Source organism: Helicobacteraceae bacterium (assembly GCA_031258155.1).
Lineage (GTDB): Bacteria > Campylobacterota > Campylobacteria > Campylobacterales > SZUA-545 > JAIRNH01.
Map to the genome: position 1 here is coordinate 1 of JAIRNH010000045.1, position 17,203 is coordinate 17,203.

Below are 17,203 nucleotides of genomic sequence, written 5' to 3' on the forward strand. Positions count from 1 at the left end.
AGGGAGTGAAAGCCGCCGACAGATATAGCGACAATGGTTTTAGCGCTTAAACTTGTAACCTCTGTAAAGGTATGGCGATTAGTTTCATGATCGCTATCGCCTAAACCAAGCTGACCAAACCTGTTAGAACCAGCGACATAAACCTTGCCGTCCTTTGATAGCGCGAGAGAGCGAAGATCGCCGGCGGCGATAGCTTTGAATTTAACTTCGCGCTTATCGCTTCCTTTGTCGTCCGAACCTTCGCTATAGGCGTTCAGAGCAAACGCAACAAGCGCGATCGTTAATAGTTTAGTAGAGATAGGAAATAGTTTTTTAAGCGGCGCTAAAACTATCGCTTTAGTTAAAAGCGATTGATCGTTATCCGTCGGCGACGAGTTTAACAATTCGCGATCACAGATTGATTTAGATTTCGTTATACTGATCTTTCGCAAAAAGGACGATAGCATAGCAAATTCCTTTATGACTTCAAATAAAGCTCTGGGATAATAACTATCTCTAACTTAAATCCGATCGCGATATTAAAAAGCAAATAACGTCTAGCCTGTTTTGGGGCAATAACGCGACCGAACCTCGCTAAAGGTATCGCTAAAGACAATGCTATCTAGACCAAGCCGACTTGTAATGATGCAAAAATAAAGCGAGGTTAGCGCGCGCGTAAAAACGACGGACAAACCGCCCTATCGCTCCGCTCAGGAATAACGATCAGCGTATCGTAAGGATTAAGTAGCGCTACAAAACTACCAAACGGCAAACCAACCGCCGCCGATCTTTCAATCTGCGCCGCGTCTTTCCCGTCATTTCCACGAAACGCCCGCTTTGATGGGAGCGTAAGGCGCGCGGGAAGGCGGGAAGCCATCTCCCCCTACGTCATTCCTACGAAAGCGGGAATCCATAAAAAGTTAAAACCTATGCAACGCGCTTGCGCCATGATTGTTTGAAAGAGATGGATACCCGCCTTCTTCCGCGATTATGAAGCGTTTGCGCTTTTATCGCTTCGCGCGGGTATGAAAGGAATATCGGCAATCTCCGCTATCTCAATCCCGCGTAATCTGGGCGCTTCGCGGGAATGACGGGAAAGGACGTATTTCGATTGCTCCGGCGATCTGCCTCAAACATGCGGCGGCTTTCGGCGAGCCAATAAAAAGCGCGGCGCGGATTCGAATTAACGCCCGATTAGCATAACGCGCCGCGGCTAAAAGCCCGCTCTTGTTAAAGCGTCTATCAGTTTCGCTTCAAAAGCGGTTCGATCCGTATCGAAAACGCGATCAGCTCTTTGGCGTTTGCCCCACATTGGTTCGGGAAAATGGCTATCGTCGTCAAAACGCGCCATAATATGAATATGAACTCTAGGTAGCCGATTGCCGAAAGACGCGACATTAATTTTGCTCGGTTTATAATGTTCGCGCATCGCTCTTTCGCAAATCAAAACCGCTCGCCATAGATCGGCGAGCGTTTGCTCGGAGCAGTCGGTTAGCTCTTTGCAAGGCTCGGAGGCAAATATCTTTAGCCATGGGATCGCTTGGTCATGCCACTCGATATAAAGGTTTTTAGCATTGAAAAACATTGAGACTCCTTTACGCGGATTATACGCCGTTAGCGACGATATGTTAACGCCGCGCGAAAGCGTGTTGGCGCAAGCGGAAGCGGCGCTAAAGGGCGGCGCTAAACTTTTTCAGCTACGCGATAAACGCCATAGCGACGAGGAGTTGACGCCGCTTGCGGGCGCTTTGCGGCGGCTGTGCGAACGCTACGAGGCGAAACTCATTATAAACGATCGGCTCGAACTTGCCAAAATCGCGGACGGCGTTCATATAGGCGCGAGCGATCGGGCGCTTTGGGCGGCGAGAGCGGCTTTAGGCGGCGAGGCGATCATAGGCGTCTCTTGTTACGGCGACCTAAATCGCGCGAAAACGGCTCAAAACGGCGGCGCAAACTACGTTTCGTTTGGCGCGTGTTTTAGCTCCGCGACAAAACCGAACGCGGCGGTTATAGATCGCGCTATTTTCGGCGAGGCAAAAAAGTTCCTGCGCATACCTGTCTGCGCGATTGGAGGCGTTACAACCGAAAACGCGGCGCGGTTAATCGCGCTCGGCGCGGATATGTTAGCCGTCGTAAGCGATCTGTGGCGCGCGGGCGATCCGCAAAAACAAGCCAAAGCGTTTGCCGCGTTGTGGCTATAAACGGCGCGCCCTCCCCTATTCTCGCCGTTTATTAAACGACGCTTTAGGCTAAAGATATATGAGCAGGTATTCGTTTTTTCTCATAAACTCCAATAATTTGCAATCGCCTAGCTCGCACGCTTTTTTCGCGTCCGAAGCGGCTTGTGGCAGGCTATTTAACTGTCCGTAAGCGCTGCCGCGATTGCTATAAGCGCGAGCGTAAGTTGGATCGAGCGCCAACGAGCGATCGTAGCCCTCGATCGCCTTTTTTAGATCGCCTAATTGATGATAAGCGCTCGCGCGGTAGTAATGAGTTAGCGCCGAGTTTGGATCAAGCTCGATAGCCCGATCATAATCCGCGATCGCCGCTTTATTGTCGTTTAGATTAGCGCGAGTGGCGCCGCGCGCGCCGTAGGCTTTGGCGTGTTTTGGATCGAGCTTGATCGCCCGATCGAAATCCTCTAACGCTTTGTGTAAATCGCCCAAAACCCTATACGCCTCGCCGCGAGCGTAGTAAGCCCGCGCGGAGTTTGGCTTTAGTTGGATCGCCTGATCGTAACTCTCAATCGCCTTGTTAGCCTCTTTTAAGACCAAATACGCCGCGCCGCGATTATAGTAGGCTTCGGCGCGTTTTGGATCGAGTTTGATCGCCTGATCGTAGCCCTCGATCGCCTTTTTGTAATCGTTTAATTGGTAGTAGGCGTTGGCGAGATTATAGCGAGCGTCCGCGTATTTGGAATCAAGCGAGAGCGCCTTATTGAAATCCTCGATCGCTTTTGTTTGATCGTTTAAGTTAAAGTAGGCGATCCCTCTGGCGTTATAGATTACCGGCGCGTTTGGATTTAGCTTGATCGCCGCCGAATAATCGTCGATCGCCTTGTTATACTCGCCTCGCTCAAACGCTTTTTGGGCGCTTTCGTAACGTTCGATCGCCTGATCGGTCGCAAAAACAATCGTGGTAATCAGAGATAAAAAAATCAAAGCTCTCATCGCTTCTTCCTTGCAAACGCGATTGCGGTTTTCTAGCGCGTATCGACCGCCGTTTCGCCCGATCGCTCTTTTGGTTTTCAAATCTCAGGCTAAACGCGCAAAAGTTTAGCCTCTTTTCGATTAGCGCCGCCATGGCTCGCAACGCCGTTTTTTAGATCGCCAGCCTATGCGTCGGAACCTAGCTTAACCTCGCTTAAGAGGCGGTTTGAATCGCCGAAAATTATCTTTCTCCCGCAAAGAATACTTTTCTAGCTGGGCGCGATCGCGCGAAACTCTCAGGAGAAACGGCGCATAATAGCATTGGTCAACAAAATATACGTATGTATTAGGAATAAGCGTTGATATGAGCCTGTTTTTACGCAAGACGTTCGTATTTTATAAAGGCGCTCTACCGCGCTCCTTTCAAAAAATTGTCTCGCAAGCGGACGAAGGTGGAGATACGGCGCCAGCGACAGACTTTAGCGTCTCTAACGGCAAAACGGAGGCTCGTATCGCCGATCGATACGAGAAAAAGAGTTTTGATAAACGGCGTGAAATCCGCCGACGTTTCTTGTTTGTAACCGGCGGTATTTTACGGCGGGACGAATCGCGGGTATCCTCCCCGCGCGATTTCGCGGATTTCAAATTCTTAACGACGCGTATGTTTACCGACGGGATACGGACGACGAGAAAAACGGAAGGGTTTGCGATCGGCGGCGGGCAAAGATGAAACGTTTTCTTTTTTTGACGTTAATTTTATCGGCGATAGTCTTCTTTTCCGCCGCGATCGAGGCGGCGGAAACGACCGAAACCGCCCCCTACGCCTCCTTTCGCGATATTCCGGGCGTTACGCAAGCGGAAATTCTAGCGGTTGAAAAGGCGCTTGCCAATCGCAAATCCTTTATTTACGGCATGTTGGAAAGCTCCGAATGTTTTTACCAAGACGACGGATCGCTAGACGGCTACTCCGCGCTGATCGCCGAGTGGCTTAGCGAGCTTTTTGGCGTTCCGTTCGAGTTGAAAATCTATTCATGGACGGATTTGGCAAGCGGCGTTAGAAGCGGCGCCATAAGTTTTACCGGCGATTTCACGTCCGGCGGTCCGCGCGCGCAAGATTTTTTGATGAGCAGACCCTTCACGGAGCGCCCTATTAAATTCGTCGCCCGTTTTGCCGACGCGCCTTTTGACGATCCGTCCTCTCGCGATCCGCCGCGCGTAGCCTTCCTGCGCAACTCCACCGCGCACTTGCTGGTCATGCCGTATCTGCGCAAGCGCTACGGCGACAATCTAAGCGTAACCATGCTCGACGACAGAGCGCGAGTCGCCGATATGCTTCGTCGGGGAGAACTCGACGCGTTCATCACAGACGGCGCCCGCGCCGAGATGTTCGCGAGGGAACCGGACGTCGCCGTCAACGTTTTCCGCCCCCTTATGTATAAGCGCGTATCCATAGCCACCGCGGGAGCGGAGCTTGCCCCGATCATCAACGTCCTTAACAGGATTTTTTCCGATAGAAAGGCTATGGCATACGTCCATGAGCTACATCGGCGCGGCGAAATACGGTTCTACCATAAAGTCTTCTTAGAGAGCCTGAGCGAAAGCGAGCGCGGCTATTATGAAAGACGCCTGCAATCTGGCATTCCCATTCCCATCGGCGCCAGCCCCACCAATTACCCCGTCGAGTTTTACAACGACAACGAAGAACGCTGGGACGGAGTCGCCTTCGATATTCTCGCCGAAATCAGCGAGATCACCGGTCTTACGTTTCGACCGGTCGAGTTCGCTAAAGACAACTGGCCGCTCCTGCTGAAAATGTTGAGGAGCGGCGATCCAGACGCGCCGATGTTGCTAGACGTAGGTTACAACGAAATCCGCGCCAAAGATTTTATATTCGCCGACAAGCCCTATATGTTGGATCATTACGCGCTCGTCTCGGAGAGCGGTCTTAGGAATCTTAGGCACGACGAAGTGCTTTATCACCGCGTCGGACTCCTGCAAGACTCTATGTTTTCAGAAGTCTTTCAGCAGTGGTTTCCAAGTCATACCAATACGGTGCATTTTAGCTCCCAATACGAAGAGTTCGAGGCGCTAGAGGCAGGCAGAATCGATCTTCTTATGCTGAGCCAGTTGCACTTTTCCTACATAACCAATTTTTTGAAACGAACTAATTTCAAGATCAATATGGTCTTTGAGGAGCCGCTGCGCACCGGCTTTGGTTTTAGCAAGGAGCAGGAGGATTTGCGCGGCATTATCAGCAAGGCGCAGGCGCTAGTCGATACGCAGAGTATCGTCAGGCGGTGGGAATACTCGATCTTCGACTATCAAAGCGCGGACGCGCAAACGCGCGCCATTTTGCTGGGCAGCGCCAGCTTCTTTATGCTGCTTGTTATCGCGCTCCTAACGTTGTTGCTCTTTCAGCGCCGCCGCGAGGGCAACCGCCTGCGCGCGCTGGTCGCCGAACGCACCCGCGAGCTGGCGGAGCAGGTGAAAGTTACCGAAGCCGCGTCCGAAGCCAAAAGCCATTTTCTCGCCCGCATGAGCCACGATATGCGTATCCCTCTGAACGCCATTATCGGTCTTTCAGGAATGATTCTCTCCGAAGGCAAGGACGCGACCGAGCGGCGAAACGTAGAAAACGTCCGCGACGCGGGACTCACCCTGCTCGCCCTCGCCAACGACGTGCTTGATATTTCCAAGATCGAGGCGGGACGTTTCGAGCTTTCGCCCGTGGAATACGACACCCCAAGCCTTATCAACGACATCGCCGTTATGAACGTCGTCAGACGAGGCAGCAAATCCATCTCGTTTAACATAACGGTAGATGAAACCTTGCCAAGCCGCCTGCGCGGCGACGATCTGCGCGTGCGTCAGATTTTCAACAATCTGCTCTCCAACGCCTTCAAATACACGGAGGGCGGCGAAGTGGAATGGCGGCTTTCGTGGGCGCAAGAAGGCGATTCTATCTGGCTGATCTCCTCGGTGCGGGATACCGGCATCGGCATTCGTCCGGAAAATCTGGACAAGATTTTCACCGATTACAATCAGGTGAATGCCGATTCCGTCCGTCATATCGAGGGCGCCGGACTTGGTTTGTCTATCGCCTTGAATATGGCGAGGCTTATGGACGGCGATCTAACGGTGGAGAGCGAATACGGCAAAGGCTCGACCTTTTCCGTGCGCATTCGGCAGGACTCCGTAGGCGCGGAGCCGATCGGCGCCGAGCTGGCGCGGGAGATACGGCAGTTCCAGCGCGGCGTTAGAGACAGATCGCATTGCCCGCAAATCGTCTATCCTCGCCTAAACTACGCGCGCGTGCTGGTAGTTGACGACGTGGAAAGCAATCTGGACGTCGCCACGGGTATGATGAAGCCCTACGGAATGCGGATTGATTGCGTAACCAGCGGTCAGCAGGCGATCGAACTGGTGCGCGCGGGGCAGACGCGCTACGACGCTATTTTTATGGATCACATGATGCCCAATATGGACGGCGTAGAGGCGTTGCAAAGGATTCGCGCCATCGGCACAAAATACGCGGCGACAATTCCCGTCGTCGCGCTTACCGCCAACGTTATCTCTGGCAACGAGCAGCGATTTTTAGAAAAGGGTTTTCAGGCGTTTATCGCCAAGCCGATCGATATGTTGCGGCTGGACGCGGTTATTCAGCGCTTTGTCCGCAACAAGGCGCTAGAAAAGGCGCAGACGCAAATCGATCGTATGCAAACCGCTAAGGATGGCGGCGCGCAAACGGCGCAAGCGTCGCTTCTGAGCGACGCGAATATTCCCGATCTGGACGTAAAAAGCGCTCTAGATCGGCTATCGGGCGATACAAAAGCGTATCGGCAAGCGTTGGAATCCTTTGTCAGGCGCGCGCCCGATCTGCTGAAAAAGGCGCGCGCGGTCTCCGAAGATGGATTAGCGGAGTATATCGCCGCCATTCACGCCATTTGCGGCGGCAGTCAGGGCATTGGCGCGACGGCGATCGGACAAAAGGCGGTTGAACTAGAGGCGGCGGCGAGGAGCGGCGATCGCGCCTTTATCGCTAAGCGCAACTTGGAGTGTTTAGAGCGCGCGGAACGACTGATCTCAAACATTTCTAATCTGCTGGCGAAAACCGACGGCGATACGGAAAAACCGCTTAAAGACGCGCCAGACGCGGCGACGCTTTCAAGGCTTAAAACGGCTTGCGCCGCTTACGATATGGACGCGGCGGACGCGGCGTTGGAAGAGTTGGAAGCCTTTCGCTATCGAAACGGACAGGATTTGATCGTCTGGCTACGAGAACAGGCGCGCGCGACGGAACTGCGACGCATAGCGGACGAGTTAGCGAAACTTGAGACGCAAAACGCGACCGCGCGTAAGCGCTCAAGCGCCGAGCGACGGCGAACATAGGATAAATGATGGAAAAGCGACCGAAAATTATGTTTGTGGACGACGATATGTCCAATCTGATTATGGGCAAAAATATGCTCAAGGACCGCTACGAGGTCTATCCCCTGCCTTCGGCGGCTAAACTCTTTGAAACGCTAGAGCATGTTATTCCAGACCTGATCCTCCTTGATATAGAGATGCCCCAAATGAACGGTTACGAGGCGATGCGCCGCCTCCAATTAGACAAGCGTCTAGCCGCAATTCCCGTGATCTTCGTTACCGTCAGGAGGGACGAAGGCAGCGAACTAGAGGGTCTAAGTCTTGGCGCGATCGACTATGTGTTCAAGCCGTTTTCCGCGCCGCTACTGCTGAAACGAATCGAAAATCATCTGCTTACCGCCCTTCAAAAGAAAGAGCTTGCGCTGTATAACGCCGACTTGCAGGGTCGGGTGCGTCAGCAAAGCGGGCATATTATCGAGTTGCAAAATTTGGCGTTGGGGACGGTAGCCGATCTGGTCGAGTTCCGCGACGACGTAACCGGCGGGCATATTAACCGCACGCGGGAGTATCTGCGCTTGCTGATCGAGACGCTAAAGCGCGAAGGCATTTATCGAGAGCAGGTTTTGGCGTGGGATATGGACCTTTTGCTTGCCTCCTCGCAACTGCACGACGTGGGCAAGATCGCGATCAACGACGCCATCTTAAATAAACCGGGGAAACTGACGGCGAAAGAGTTTGCCGTAATGAAAACGCATGTGAAGATCGGTCTTCGTATTATTGAGAAAATCGAACGAAAAACGGCGGAACACGCCTTCTTGCGCCACGCTAGAACATTTATCGCCACGCACCACGAGAAATGGGACGGAAGCGGCTATCCGCTGGGGCTAAGCGGCGCCGACATTCCGTTGGAGGGGCGGCTGATGGCGATCGCCGACGTATATGACGCGCTGATCTCTCAACGTCCCTATAAGCCGTCGTTTGATACTAAAAAGGCGGCGCGCATCATTATCGGAGGCGGCGGAACGCATTTCGACCCGTCGCTGATAGAGATATTTCGCAAGGCGGTCGGCGGTTTCACGCAGATCGTCGAAAACGAACGGAACGCGTCGTTATTGCGCTAATCGCCGATCGCCGCATATAGCCGAACGTTATGGAAGGAGAAGATAATTATTGCGGTCAAAATAGAACTCTCCGATATATACCGAAATTATATTGCTTGTTTGAACCGGCAAGATTGGCAAAAACTGGAGCGCTATGTTGATAATAATATATACTATAATGATAAGCGGATAGGATTATCTGGTTATCGCAAAATGCTGGAAAAAGATTTTTACGACATTCCCGATCTTTACTTCAACATTCAACTATTGGTTTCTGACGGGCGTTATATAGCAAGTCGTTTATCGTTCGATTGCTCGCCTATGGCGAAAATATATTCTATGAATTCCGAAAAGGAAAAATCATTAAAGTATGGTCAATTATAGATAAGGCGGCTATTGAATCGCAACTTTAGCGCGATAACAAAACTTTTCGCTCGATTAATAAAGAGGCAATAGTTATGAGTAAATTGCGAGGCGTGTCCGATACGCTGTTTATTCCCTTAGCGGCGCGCGTATTTGTGTCAAAAAAATTTCCCGAATACTTTTTTGATGAAAAAGCCTTATTATTAGAAAAATATATTCCAAGCGACGCCATACTAAAAAAATCCTCTGAATACTCGTTTATAGCTTCCGTCGCGAGATATTACAACCTTGACTCGATGGTAAAAGCGTTTATTAGTAAAAACGCTAAAAGCAATATAGTCTATCTCGGCGCCGGATTTGAAACGGCGTATTATCGCTTAAACGATCAAACGGCGACTTTTTATGAAATTGATCTGTCCGACGTAATCGCCGCAAGAGGCATGATATTGGGCGAACAAACCAACGATCTGTTAATCGCCGGCGATATATTCGATATGCATTGGGCGAAACGGATTGACAAATCGCTTCCGACGCTGCTTGTCGCCTACGGCGTTTTTCAATACTTCAAAGAGGATAAGATAGTCCAATTTATTTGCGATCTAAAAAAGAGTTTCTTAAACGCCGAGCTAATATTTGACGCGACTAATAAAACAGGTATTAAATACGCGAATAAGTATGTGAAAAAAACCGGAAATACCGACGCGCCCGTCTATTTTTACATTGACGATAGCGTAGCATTTTCAAAGAGAACCGAAACAACGTTAATAGAGGAGCGCGTTTTTTTACCGACGCAAGAAAAATACTAGCAAAAAGACTAAAGTTATATACTAAAATCGCGATGAAAGTCGTCGATGATAAAAAAGAGCTATGTTGCTGCGCCTTAGAATAAATTAACGTATTAAACAGCGATCTCCGTCGCCGAACGAGATTATAGTTTCGTATATTCCTTGACGTATTCTACGCCAGACCACGCCGTCATAACGACCGCGATCCAGAGTAGCGTATCGCCCAAATAGGGGAACCAATCGACTATCAACGCGATACACGCGGCGATCTGCGCGCCCGTTTTCCATTTGCCTAGATTGGACGCTCCCACCGCTTTGCCCTCCGCCGCCGCGACGACGCGAAGCCCCGTGATGAAAAACTCCCGCCCTAAAATAATAAAAACCGCCCAAGCGTTCGCGCGAGCGGTAAGCGCCAAACCCAAAAACGCCGAAAGCATAAGCAGTTTATCCGCAAGCGGGTCTAAGATCGAGCCTAGTTTTGTGGCTTGATTGAACAATCGCGCGATCATACCGTCAAAAAAATCGGTGATCGCCGCGAAAGCAAACAGCAAGCCCGCGAAATAATCAAGCCATGTGAAATGTATATCGCCGAACAGATCGCGATTTACCAGCGCCAAAAAAATAAGCGGCGCGGCGAAAATCCGCGCCCACGCTAAAAAATTAGGCAGATTCATCAGGTAAAGGAGCTGCCGCCGTCGGCAATAATCGTCTGCGCGTTGATCCAATAGCTATCTTTGGAACACAAAAACAGCGCCGCGCCCGCCATATCGTTCGGCTGTCCCATTCTGCCAAGCGGCGTCCTAGCGATCGTAGCCGCTTTCATCTCCTCGTAGTTGGGGAATTTACGCAAAGCGTCGGTTTCGATAGGTCCGCCCGAAAGCGCGTTGACGCGAATGTTCTTGCTCGCTAGTTCAACGGCGGCGTATTTGACCATAATCTCCAGCGCGGCTTTGCTCGTTCCGTGTCCGGCGTAGTTTTCGGTATGCACGAGGTTGCCCGTGGAGCTGATCGCCACGATAGAGCCGCCGCCGCTTTTTTCTATTCGCTTCGCCGCTTCTTGCGCGCCAATCACAAACGCCAATACGGTCGCCGTATAGATATTGTTTAGCCCTTTGGGTTTAAGGCGCATAAACGGCGCGAAACCGCCGACCACGGGGCGACCCGATATGATCGCGCTGGAGATAAAGAAATCGATCGTTTCAAAATCCTTGTCTATCTCTTCAAACGCCGCTTTATAGGTTTCGGGTTCTAGTATGTCGAGCTTATAGTAGCGAGCTTTGATCTTATGCGTTTTTTCAAACTCGTTCGCTATCGCTTTGGCTTCGTCCTCGTTGCTATTGTAAGTAAAAGCTATGTTCGCTCCGTTTTGCGCAAACTTGGTAATAATCGCCCTGCCTATGCCGCGCGTTCCCCCGCTTAACACGAGAGTTTTCCCCTTAAACTCCGACATCAAAACCCTTTCGTCTCGTAATTTTTTAATACCCGCTCTAGCTGCGCCATAGTCTCCGCGCTAGGCGCGACAAGCGGCAAACGATATTCGAGCGCGTCGAGCAAACCGCTTGCGAACATCGCCGCTTTGATTGGGATCGGGTTGCTTTCCAAAAACAGCGCTTTGTTTATGGCGTAAAGTTTGTCGCTTAACTTTTTTGACGTAGCGTAATCGCCCTCAAGCGCGCTATCGAGACACGAGGCGACCAGATCGGGCAGTAGATTGCCCGTAACGCTGATCGCCCCCCTGCCCCCGTTTGCCATAATCGGATAGTTGATCGCGTCGTCGCCGCTATAGATCGCAAAATCGGGCTTTGCCGCGCCGATAGCGATCGCGCGCTCTACAAGCCCCGTAGCCTCCTTGATCCCTATGATATTTTTCAGATCGTCGGCTAAACGACAAACCGTCTGCGGCAAAATATCCGCGCCCGTGCGCGAAGGCACGTTGTAGAGAATAATCGGAATCTCGATCGATTCGGCGATCGCTTTATAATGCTGATACAACCCCTCTTGCGTCGGCTTGTTATAGTAAGGCGTAACGCATAAAATAGCGTCCGCGCCCGACTTTTGGGAGAATTTCGCCAGATCGATAGCCTCGCGCGTGGAGTTGCTGCCCGCGCTCGCCACGACTTTGACGTCGGTGTTTTTGCAGACGGCGATCGCCGCTTCGACGCACTCTCTGTGTTCGGCGTGGCTTAACGTGGCGCTCTCGCCCGTCGTGCCGACGGAAACAATACCGCGCGCGCCGTTTGCTATCTGACGCTTGATCAGCTTTTCGTATTGATTAAAATCGACCTCGCCGCCTCTAAACGGCGTGACAATAGCGGTGATTAACCCATCGATCATCTATTTGCTCCTTAATATAATAGTCGTCGAACGATCGGCGTTCAGATAGTTCAGCGCCGCCGATTGTATCGCTTTTGCTTCTAGCTTCTCTATCGATTCCTCGTAAGTTAAAAGCGGTTTTAGATCGCCTCTGATAAGGTAATCGCCAAATATCCTAGCGAGCGAATCGCTTCCTTCTAGCGATCTGACGAACTCGCTTCGCGCGAGCGTCTTGATTTTATCGACCTCTTTTTGCGTAGGGCGCTTTTGTTGCGCGGCGGCGATTTCAGACAAAATCTCTTTTTCCACGCGCTCGGCTTTAACGTTGGGATTACAAACGGCGGCTATGATAAACAGACCCGGATCGCTAAACTCCATCGTATAGGCGCTTATAGAATTTACTAGTCGCAACTTATCTATCAACTTTGCCTGCAAACGCGAGCTTTGCCCTTCGCTAAGCATATACGCCAGCGCGTTTAACGGCGCTATATCGGGGTGATTAAAGGCGGGTATTTTCCACGCGATCATCAGCATTTCGACTTCGCTCTCTCTTTTAATCTCCGATCGCCTCGCGCCGCGTTGTTCAGGCTCGGTTATGGTTATATTCGCTAATTTTGCGCCGTTTTTTATGCCGCCAAAACGCTTTTGAGCGAGCTTGAACAGTTCGCTTGAATTGAAATCGCCCGCAACGAGCAAAACGGCGTTTTGCGGCTGATACCACGCGCTATGAAACGCCCTTATATCGTCGATCGACCAGCTCTCTATATCGCCCGCAAAGCCGATCGGCGTCCAATGATACGGGTGATACTGATAGGCTAAATTAAACAGCTCGAAATACATCGCGCCAAAGGGCGAGTTTTCCGTGCGCCAGCGGCGCTCTTCGGCTACGACGTTTCTTTCGGGTTGAAACTCCTCGTCCTTTAAACTTAGGTTCGCCATCAGTTCCGCTAACAGCTCTAAACTTTTATCGATATTTGGCGACGCGCTTTTGATAAAGTAATGCGTGTAATCAAAGCCTGTGGAGGCGTTGGTAACGCCGCCGTAACTTTTGACGATCCGATCAAACTCGCCGGCGGCTAAGTTTTTGGAGCTTTTGAAATTCATATGCTCTAACATATGCGCGATCCCGCTCTTGCCCATAACCTCGTTTCTACTGCCGACCTTGTAGAAAACGTCCGCGCTTACGACGCCCGATCCGTTCTTTGTTTCGATCGCGGCGACGGTAAGATTATTTTCTAACGTTTGAATCTCTATGTTTGGCAAACTACCAGCCATTAACGCTCCTACAAAAATCATAATTATCGCTGAAAATCTCATAACGCGCTTCCAACCGCCTCCGAGACGTTTGCAAACCCTTCGGCTTTTATTTTTTCGGCGATTTTGCTATTGACGGTTTTTGCAAACGCCGCGCCGCCGTAAATAAATCCGGTAAAGCCCTGAATCAAACTCGCGCCTAGCTTAATTCTAAGCCACGCCTCGCTCGCGTCCATAATCCCGCCAGAACTAATCAGCGTCGTTTTGCCAAAAAGCTCTTTTGCGATCGCTTTGAAAAACTCGCGGGATTTTTCGCTCAAACAAGCGCCGCTTAACCCGCCGCCGTTTGGCTCGCTACCGGCTATCAGCGAATAGTCGTTTGTGGTGTTGGCGGCGATAATCCCGCTTGAGCCGCTATCGATCGCCGCGACTGAAAGCGCAATCGCCTCTTTGGCGCTCAGATCGGGCGCTATTTTTAAGAACGCGGGCTTTTGCGTAATCGATCGCGCCATAGCAAACAGATCGCGGATAAACGATTCGCTTTGCAGATCGCGCAGATTGGGCGTATTGGGCGAACTAAGATTAAACGCCAGATAGTCGGCTACTAGGGCGGCTTTTTTAACGCCGATCTCGTAGTCCTCAAGCGCTTTTTCATTCGCCGTCGTTTTGTTTTTACCGAGATTAACGCCGATTGGGATCGCAAACGGCGTTAGAGTTTTGACGCGCGCTAAAACCGCGTCTAGTCCGTCGTTGTTGAAACCCATCGCGTTTTGTAGCGATCTACGCTCGATATGCCGCCACAAGCGCGGTTTTGGATTGCCGCTTTGCGGTTTTGGCGTGATCGAGCCAACCTCTATAAACCCAAAGCCAAGCGCGGCAAGCGGTCTAATCATCGTCGCGTTTTTATCAAATCCCGCCGCGACGCCGAACGGATTATGAAAATCCAAGCCAAACAGCGTTTGTTTTAGCGATAGATCAATCGCTGCGTAACGATTGGCGATCGCGCCAAGCGCGAAAGGAATCTTTTCCGCGCCGCGCAAAGCAAACTCCGCAAACGTATGCGCCCCTTCGGGCGGCAACCTAAAAAGTATGTTGCGAAGCGCGGAGTAATCGAGACTCAAACGGATACCGCCTATTTTCTAGGGATTGTAACCAATCGCCGCTAAACCGCAACGCGCTACAATCCGCTATCTTAACGGGAGGTAATCGTGCGAGTTGCGATCATCGGAGGCGGTAAATGGGGGCAGGCGCTACAAACGGCGTTCCTCGACGGCAAAGTAGAGGTTGGCGTCGCCTCTCGCGTTCAGCGGGATTTGCCCAATATGGTCAGCGTCGAAGCCGCGCTGGAGGCGCCTTTATTGGTTATGGCTATTAGCGTTCAAGCCACGCGCGAGTGGCTTAAAGAGCGCTTTCGGTTCAAAGGGCAGAAAATCCTTGTGGCAAGCAAGGGAATCGACACGCAAAGCGGCAAATTTCTCAACGAAATATACGCCGATTTCGCGCCGCGCGAGAACGCGGCGTTTTTAAGCGGACCGGGCTTTGCGGCGGAGATTTCCAAAAAACTACCCGCCGCGCTGACTATCGCCTCCATATCGGACGAAACCGCCGCGACCTTTACGCGCTGTTTTCCAAATTGGATAAAAACCTACCGATCCTCCGACGTAATCGGCGCGGAGATAGCGGGCGCGTATAAAAACGTTATCGCGATCGCCGCCGGAACCTGCGCTAGTTTGGAGCTAGGCGCGAACGCCAGAGCCGCCCTAATTACGCGCGGGCTTGCCGAAATGACGCGGTTTGGTCTGTTTTTTGGCGCGAACTTGGAGACTTTCTTGGGCTTGGCGGGCGTAGGAGATTTGACGCTCACCGCCACAAGCGCGCTAAGCCGAAACTATCGCGTCGGATTCGCGCTCGGACAAAAGCGGACGCTAGAAAGCGTCTTGAACGAGTTGGGCGAAGTGGCGGAGGGCGTGCCTACCGCCCGCGCGATCGTAAAGTTAGCCGCCGACAACAAGCTATACACGCCGATAGCAAACGAGGTGGCTAAGCTATTTGACGGCGGCGATCCGTCGGCGAGCGTCGAGTCTTTGTTGATTCGCGCCAACGAAAAGGAGTTTTAGTGGACGAGATGACTCTGTTTTTGCAAAAAGTAAAAGGGGCTTCGAGGGTCGTCGCGAAACTTGACGGCAAAACTAGAGCGGCGCTAATAGACGAGATGGCAAACGCGATCGAGGCGAACAAGGCGGCGATCTTAGAGGCAAACGGGATAGATATGCGTAACGGCGCCGATCTCTCAAACGCTATGCGCGATCGATTGGAACTAAACGACAAGCGCGTTTTGGAGATTGTAAAGGGTTTGAAAGAGATTGCCGCTTTGCGCGATCCTATCGGCGCGGTGATAGAGGGTTGGATTACCGAAGATAACTTAAAAATCGAGAAAGTATCCGCGGCGATCGGAGTCGTGGGCGTGATTTACGAGTCGCGTCCGAACGTTACGGCGGACGTAGCCGCGCTATGTTTTAAGTCCGCCAACGCCGCGATACTAAAAAGCGGCAAGGAGGCGGCGCGCAGCTCCGCGGCGATCGTAGGCGTTTTGCAGGGCGTATTAGAGAAAAACCGACTGCCCAAAGAGGCGATCGCCCTACTGCCCGATAGCTCCCGCGAAGCGGTCAAATGGCTTGTCAGGCAGGATAAATACATCGATCTGATCGTCCCGCGCGGCGGCGAGGCGCTGATAAAATTGGTCTCTCAAAACGCTACCGTTCCCGTCGTTAAGCATGATAAAGGGGTATGCCATCTCTACCTACACGAAAGCGCCGAGTATGACAAAGCCGAGAGCGTGGCGATCAACGCCAAAGTTCAAAAGCCCAGCGCGTGCAACGCGATCGAAACGTTGCTAATCGACGAGGCGATCGCCGCGGCGTTTCTGCCAAAACTTAAAGCGGCGTTTGATCTGCGCGGCGTAGAGCTTCGCGGTTGCGAAAAAACCAGCGCAATCATCGACGTGAAAACGGCGGACGAAACGGATTGGGCGACGGAGTATTTAGACAATATCCTATCGGTAAAAACGATCGGCGGGATCGATGAAGCGATAGCGCATATTCAAACCTACGGATCGGCGCACAGCGAAGCCATTATCGCGCGCGATCACGGCGCGATCGAGAGGTTTTTGCGCGAAATCGACGCGGCGTGCGTCTATGCCAACGCCTCCACGCGCTTTACCGACGGCGGCAAATTTGGCTTTGGCGCGGAGGTTGGAATCAGCACAAACAAGTTTCACGCGCGCGGACCTATGGGAATTAGGGAGCTAACGACCTATAAATATCTAATCTACGGCGACGGACAGATAAGAGAGTAATCTATGCGAGGCGCTTGCGCCAAACAAAGATAGCGCGACTTTGATCGCATAGGCGCGTTAGTTGCTGCGGCGATAAAGCGCGAGATCGCGTTACTTGCGAGGCAAAGCGGCGGAGTATCCCATAAACTTCCCTCCCAATAGCGCTTGCGCTTTTCATACGCGCGGCTTTCCATATGTTTTTGACTAGGAAATAGAACTCGCCTAACGGTAGCAAAGCGGTATTCGCCGTTTATGGTTTTGTCGGTATTGCTAAGATACAGTCTCGCAATCCGTAAGAAATTACTTTTGTCTAGCTATTTCTCTATTGCGGATCGCGACCATTGGACTGATCTTGTTATACCTGTTATACTCGCGCGGAGCAAGCGCGCGCGCTTCGTAATCGCAAAGGAATGCGGGAATCCATCCCTGTAAGACTTTGCAAAATACAGAAATCCGTCTTTCACGCCTTCGGCGGGAATCCATCTTTTGATGTTCGTTGTTATGGATTCTCGCTTGCGCGGAAATAGCGGAGGAGCAGAAATAGCAAGATTTCCATAC

At 51.6% G+C, this 17,203-nt stretch carries 16 protein-coding genes; 8 read left to right on the forward strand and 8 right to left on the reverse strand.

The window, feature by feature from the left end; all coding sequences use genetic code 11:
- Window positions 1-446 (reverse strand): hypothetical protein (locus tag LBF86_06025; protein MDR0665059.1); only part of this gene is annotated, 446 nt, incomplete at its 3' end.
- Window positions 447-1,192: 746 nt separating this feature from the next.
- The gene (locus LBF86_06030; protein ID MDR0665060.1) at window positions 1,193-1,564 is read right to left on the reverse strand and encodes an HIT family protein; all 372 of its coding nucleotides are present in this window, start codon (window positions 1,562-1,564) and stop codon (window positions 1,193-1,195) included.
- Between LBF86_06030 and thiE the strand changes: the two genes are divergently transcribed.
- A complete protein-coding gene (gene thiE, locus LBF86_06035; GenBank protein ID MDR0665061.1) occupies window positions 1,554-2,180 on the forward strand; it encodes a thiamine phosphate synthase in 627 nt (208 codons plus the stop codon). The genes LBF86_06030 and thiE overlap by 11 nt on opposite strands.
- 48 nt (window positions 2,181-2,228) lie before the next feature.
- On the opposite strand, the gene LBF86_06040 is transcribed toward thiE, so the two are convergent.
- Complete coding sequence (locus tag LBF86_06040) at window positions 2,229-3,149, reverse strand: tetratricopeptide repeat protein (GenBank protein ID MDR0665062.1); 921 nt, start codon at window positions 3,147-3,149, stop codon at window positions 2,229-2,231.
- A 343-nt stretch (window positions 3,150-3,492) separates the two neighbouring features.
- Here LBF86_06040 and LBF86_06045 point away from each other — a divergent pair, with 343 nt between their 5' ends.
- The 5 genes from LBF86_06045 to LBF86_06065 all read left to right on the forward strand — a co-directional run bounded on the left by LBF86_06045 (window position 3,493) and on the right by LBF86_06065 (window position 9,765).
- Complete coding sequence (locus LBF86_06045) at window positions 3,493-3,858, forward strand: hypothetical protein (GenBank protein ID MDR0665063.1); 366 nt, start codon at window positions 3,493-3,495, stop codon at window positions 3,856-3,858.
- Window positions 3,855-7,517 (forward strand): transporter substrate-binding domain-containing protein, encoded by a 3,663-nt coding sequence (locus LBF86_06050; protein ID MDR0665064.1) that lies wholly within the window; start codon window positions 3,855-3,857, stop codon window positions 7,515-7,517. Before LBF86_06045 ends, LBF86_06050 begins: the two co-directional genes overlap by 4 nt.
- A gap of 8 nt (window positions 7,518-7,525) precedes the next feature.
- Window positions 7,526-8,617 carry a response regulator gene (locus LBF86_06055; protein MDR0665065.1) on the forward strand — a complete coding sequence of 364 codons (1,092 nt, stop codon included), beginning with the start codon at window positions 7,526-7,528 and terminating at the stop codon, window positions 8,615-8,617.
- Between the two features lie 75 nt (window positions 8,618-8,692).
- Window positions 8,693-8,980: an ester cyclase gene (locus LBF86_06060; protein MDR0665066.1), complete on the forward strand. Its 288-nt coding sequence runs from the start codon at window positions 8,693-8,695 to the stop codon at window positions 8,978-8,980.
- 74 nt (window positions 8,981-9,054) lie between these two features.
- Window positions 9,055-9,765: a class I SAM-dependent methyltransferase gene (locus LBF86_06065; GenBank protein MDR0665067.1), complete on the forward strand. Its 711-nt coding sequence runs from the start codon at window positions 9,055-9,057 to the stop codon at window positions 9,763-9,765.
- A gap of 122 nt (window positions 9,766-9,887) precedes the next feature.
- Here the strand turns inward: LBF86_06065 and pgsA are convergent, their stop codons facing one another.
- The 5 genes from pgsA to pyrD are packed head-to-tail and all read right to left on the reverse strand — an operon-like array spanning window position 9,888 to window position 14,432.
- Window positions 9,888-10,418 carry a CDP-diacylglycerol--glycerol-3-phosphate 3-phosphatidyltransferase gene (pgsA, locus tag LBF86_06070; GenBank protein MDR0665068.1) on the reverse strand — a complete coding sequence of 177 codons (531 nt, stop codon included), beginning with the start codon at window positions 10,416-10,418 and terminating at the stop codon, window positions 9,888-9,890.
- Window positions 10,418-11,197 carry an enoyl-ACP reductase gene (locus LBF86_06075; GenBank protein ID MDR0665069.1) on the reverse strand — a complete coding sequence of 260 codons (780 nt, stop codon included), beginning with the start codon at window positions 11,195-11,197 and terminating at the stop codon, window positions 10,418-10,420. The genes pgsA and LBF86_06075 overlap by 1 nt, the downstream gene beginning before the upstream one ends.
- Entirely contained in the window at window positions 11,194-12,078 is an 885-nt protein-coding gene (gene dapA / locus LBF86_06080; GenBank protein MDR0665070.1) for a 4-hydroxy-tetrahydrodipicolinate synthase, read from the reverse strand. The genes LBF86_06075 and dapA overlap by 4 nt, the downstream gene beginning before the upstream one ends.
- A complete protein-coding gene (locus LBF86_06085; GenBank protein MDR0665071.1) occupies window positions 12,079-13,374 on the reverse strand; it encodes an insulinase family protein in 1,296 nt (431 codons plus the stop codon).
- On the reverse strand, window positions 13,371-14,432 hold the full coding sequence (gene pyrD / locus LBF86_06090) for a dihydroorotate dehydrogenase (quinone) (GenBank protein ID MDR0665072.1): 1,062 nt from the start codon (window positions 14,430-14,432) through the stop codon (window positions 13,371-13,373). The genes LBF86_06085 and pyrD overlap by 4 nt, the downstream gene beginning before the upstream one ends.
- Before the next feature lie 87 nt (window positions 14,433-14,519).
- Here pyrD and LBF86_06095 point away from each other — a divergent pair, with 87 nt between their 5' ends.
- On the forward strand, window positions 14,520-15,428 hold the full coding sequence (locus tag LBF86_06095) for an NAD(P)H-dependent glycerol-3-phosphate dehydrogenase (protein MDR0665073.1): 909 nt from the start codon (window positions 14,520-14,522) through the stop codon (window positions 15,426-15,428).
- Window positions 15,429-15,436: 8 nt separating this feature from the next.
- Window positions 15,437-16,666 (forward strand): glutamate-5-semialdehyde dehydrogenase, encoded by a 1,230-nt coding sequence (locus LBF86_06100; GenBank protein MDR0665074.1) that lies wholly within the window; start codon window positions 15,437-15,439, stop codon window positions 16,664-16,666.
- The last annotated feature ends 537 nt before the right edge of the window (window positions 16,667-17,203 follow it).

Coding starts and splice junctions, on each gene's coding strand:
- LBF86_06030 (MDR0665060.1), bottom strand. CDS start 1,564: ATGTTTTTCAATGCTAAAAACCTTTATATCGAGTGGCATGACCAAGCG.
- LBF86_06040 (MDR0665062.1), bottom strand. CDS start 3,149: ATGAGAGCTTTGATTTTTTTATCTCTGATTACCACGATTGTTTTTGCG.
- LBF86_06045 (MDR0665063.1), top strand. CDS start 3,493: ATGAGCCTGTTTTTACGCAAGACGTTCGTATTTTATAAAGGCGCTCTA.
- LBF86_06050 (MDR0665064.1), top strand. CDS start 3,855: ATGAAACGTTTTCTTTTTTTGACGTTAATTTTATCGGCGATAGTCTTC.
- LBF86_06055 (MDR0665065.1), top strand. CDS start 7,526: ATGGAAAAGCGACCGAAAATTATGTTTGTGGACGACGATATGTCCAAT.
- LBF86_06065 (MDR0665067.1), top strand. CDS start 9,055: ATGAGTAAATTGCGAGGCGTGTCCGATACGCTGTTTATTCCCTTAGCG.
- pgsA (MDR0665068.1), bottom strand. CDS start 10,418: ATGAATCTGCCTAATTTTTTAGCGTGGGCGCGGATTTTCGCCGCGCCG.
- dapA (MDR0665070.1), bottom strand. CDS start 12,078: ATGATCGATGGGTTAATCACCGCTATTGTCACGCCGTTTAGAGGCGGC.
- LBF86_06085 (MDR0665071.1), bottom strand. CDS start 13,374: ATGAGATTTTCAGCGATAATTATGATTTTTGTAGGAGCGTTAATGGCT.
- LBF86_06100 (MDR0665074.1), top strand. CDS start 15,437: ATGACTCTGTTTTTGCAAAAAGTAAAAGGGGCTTCGAGGGTCGTCGCG.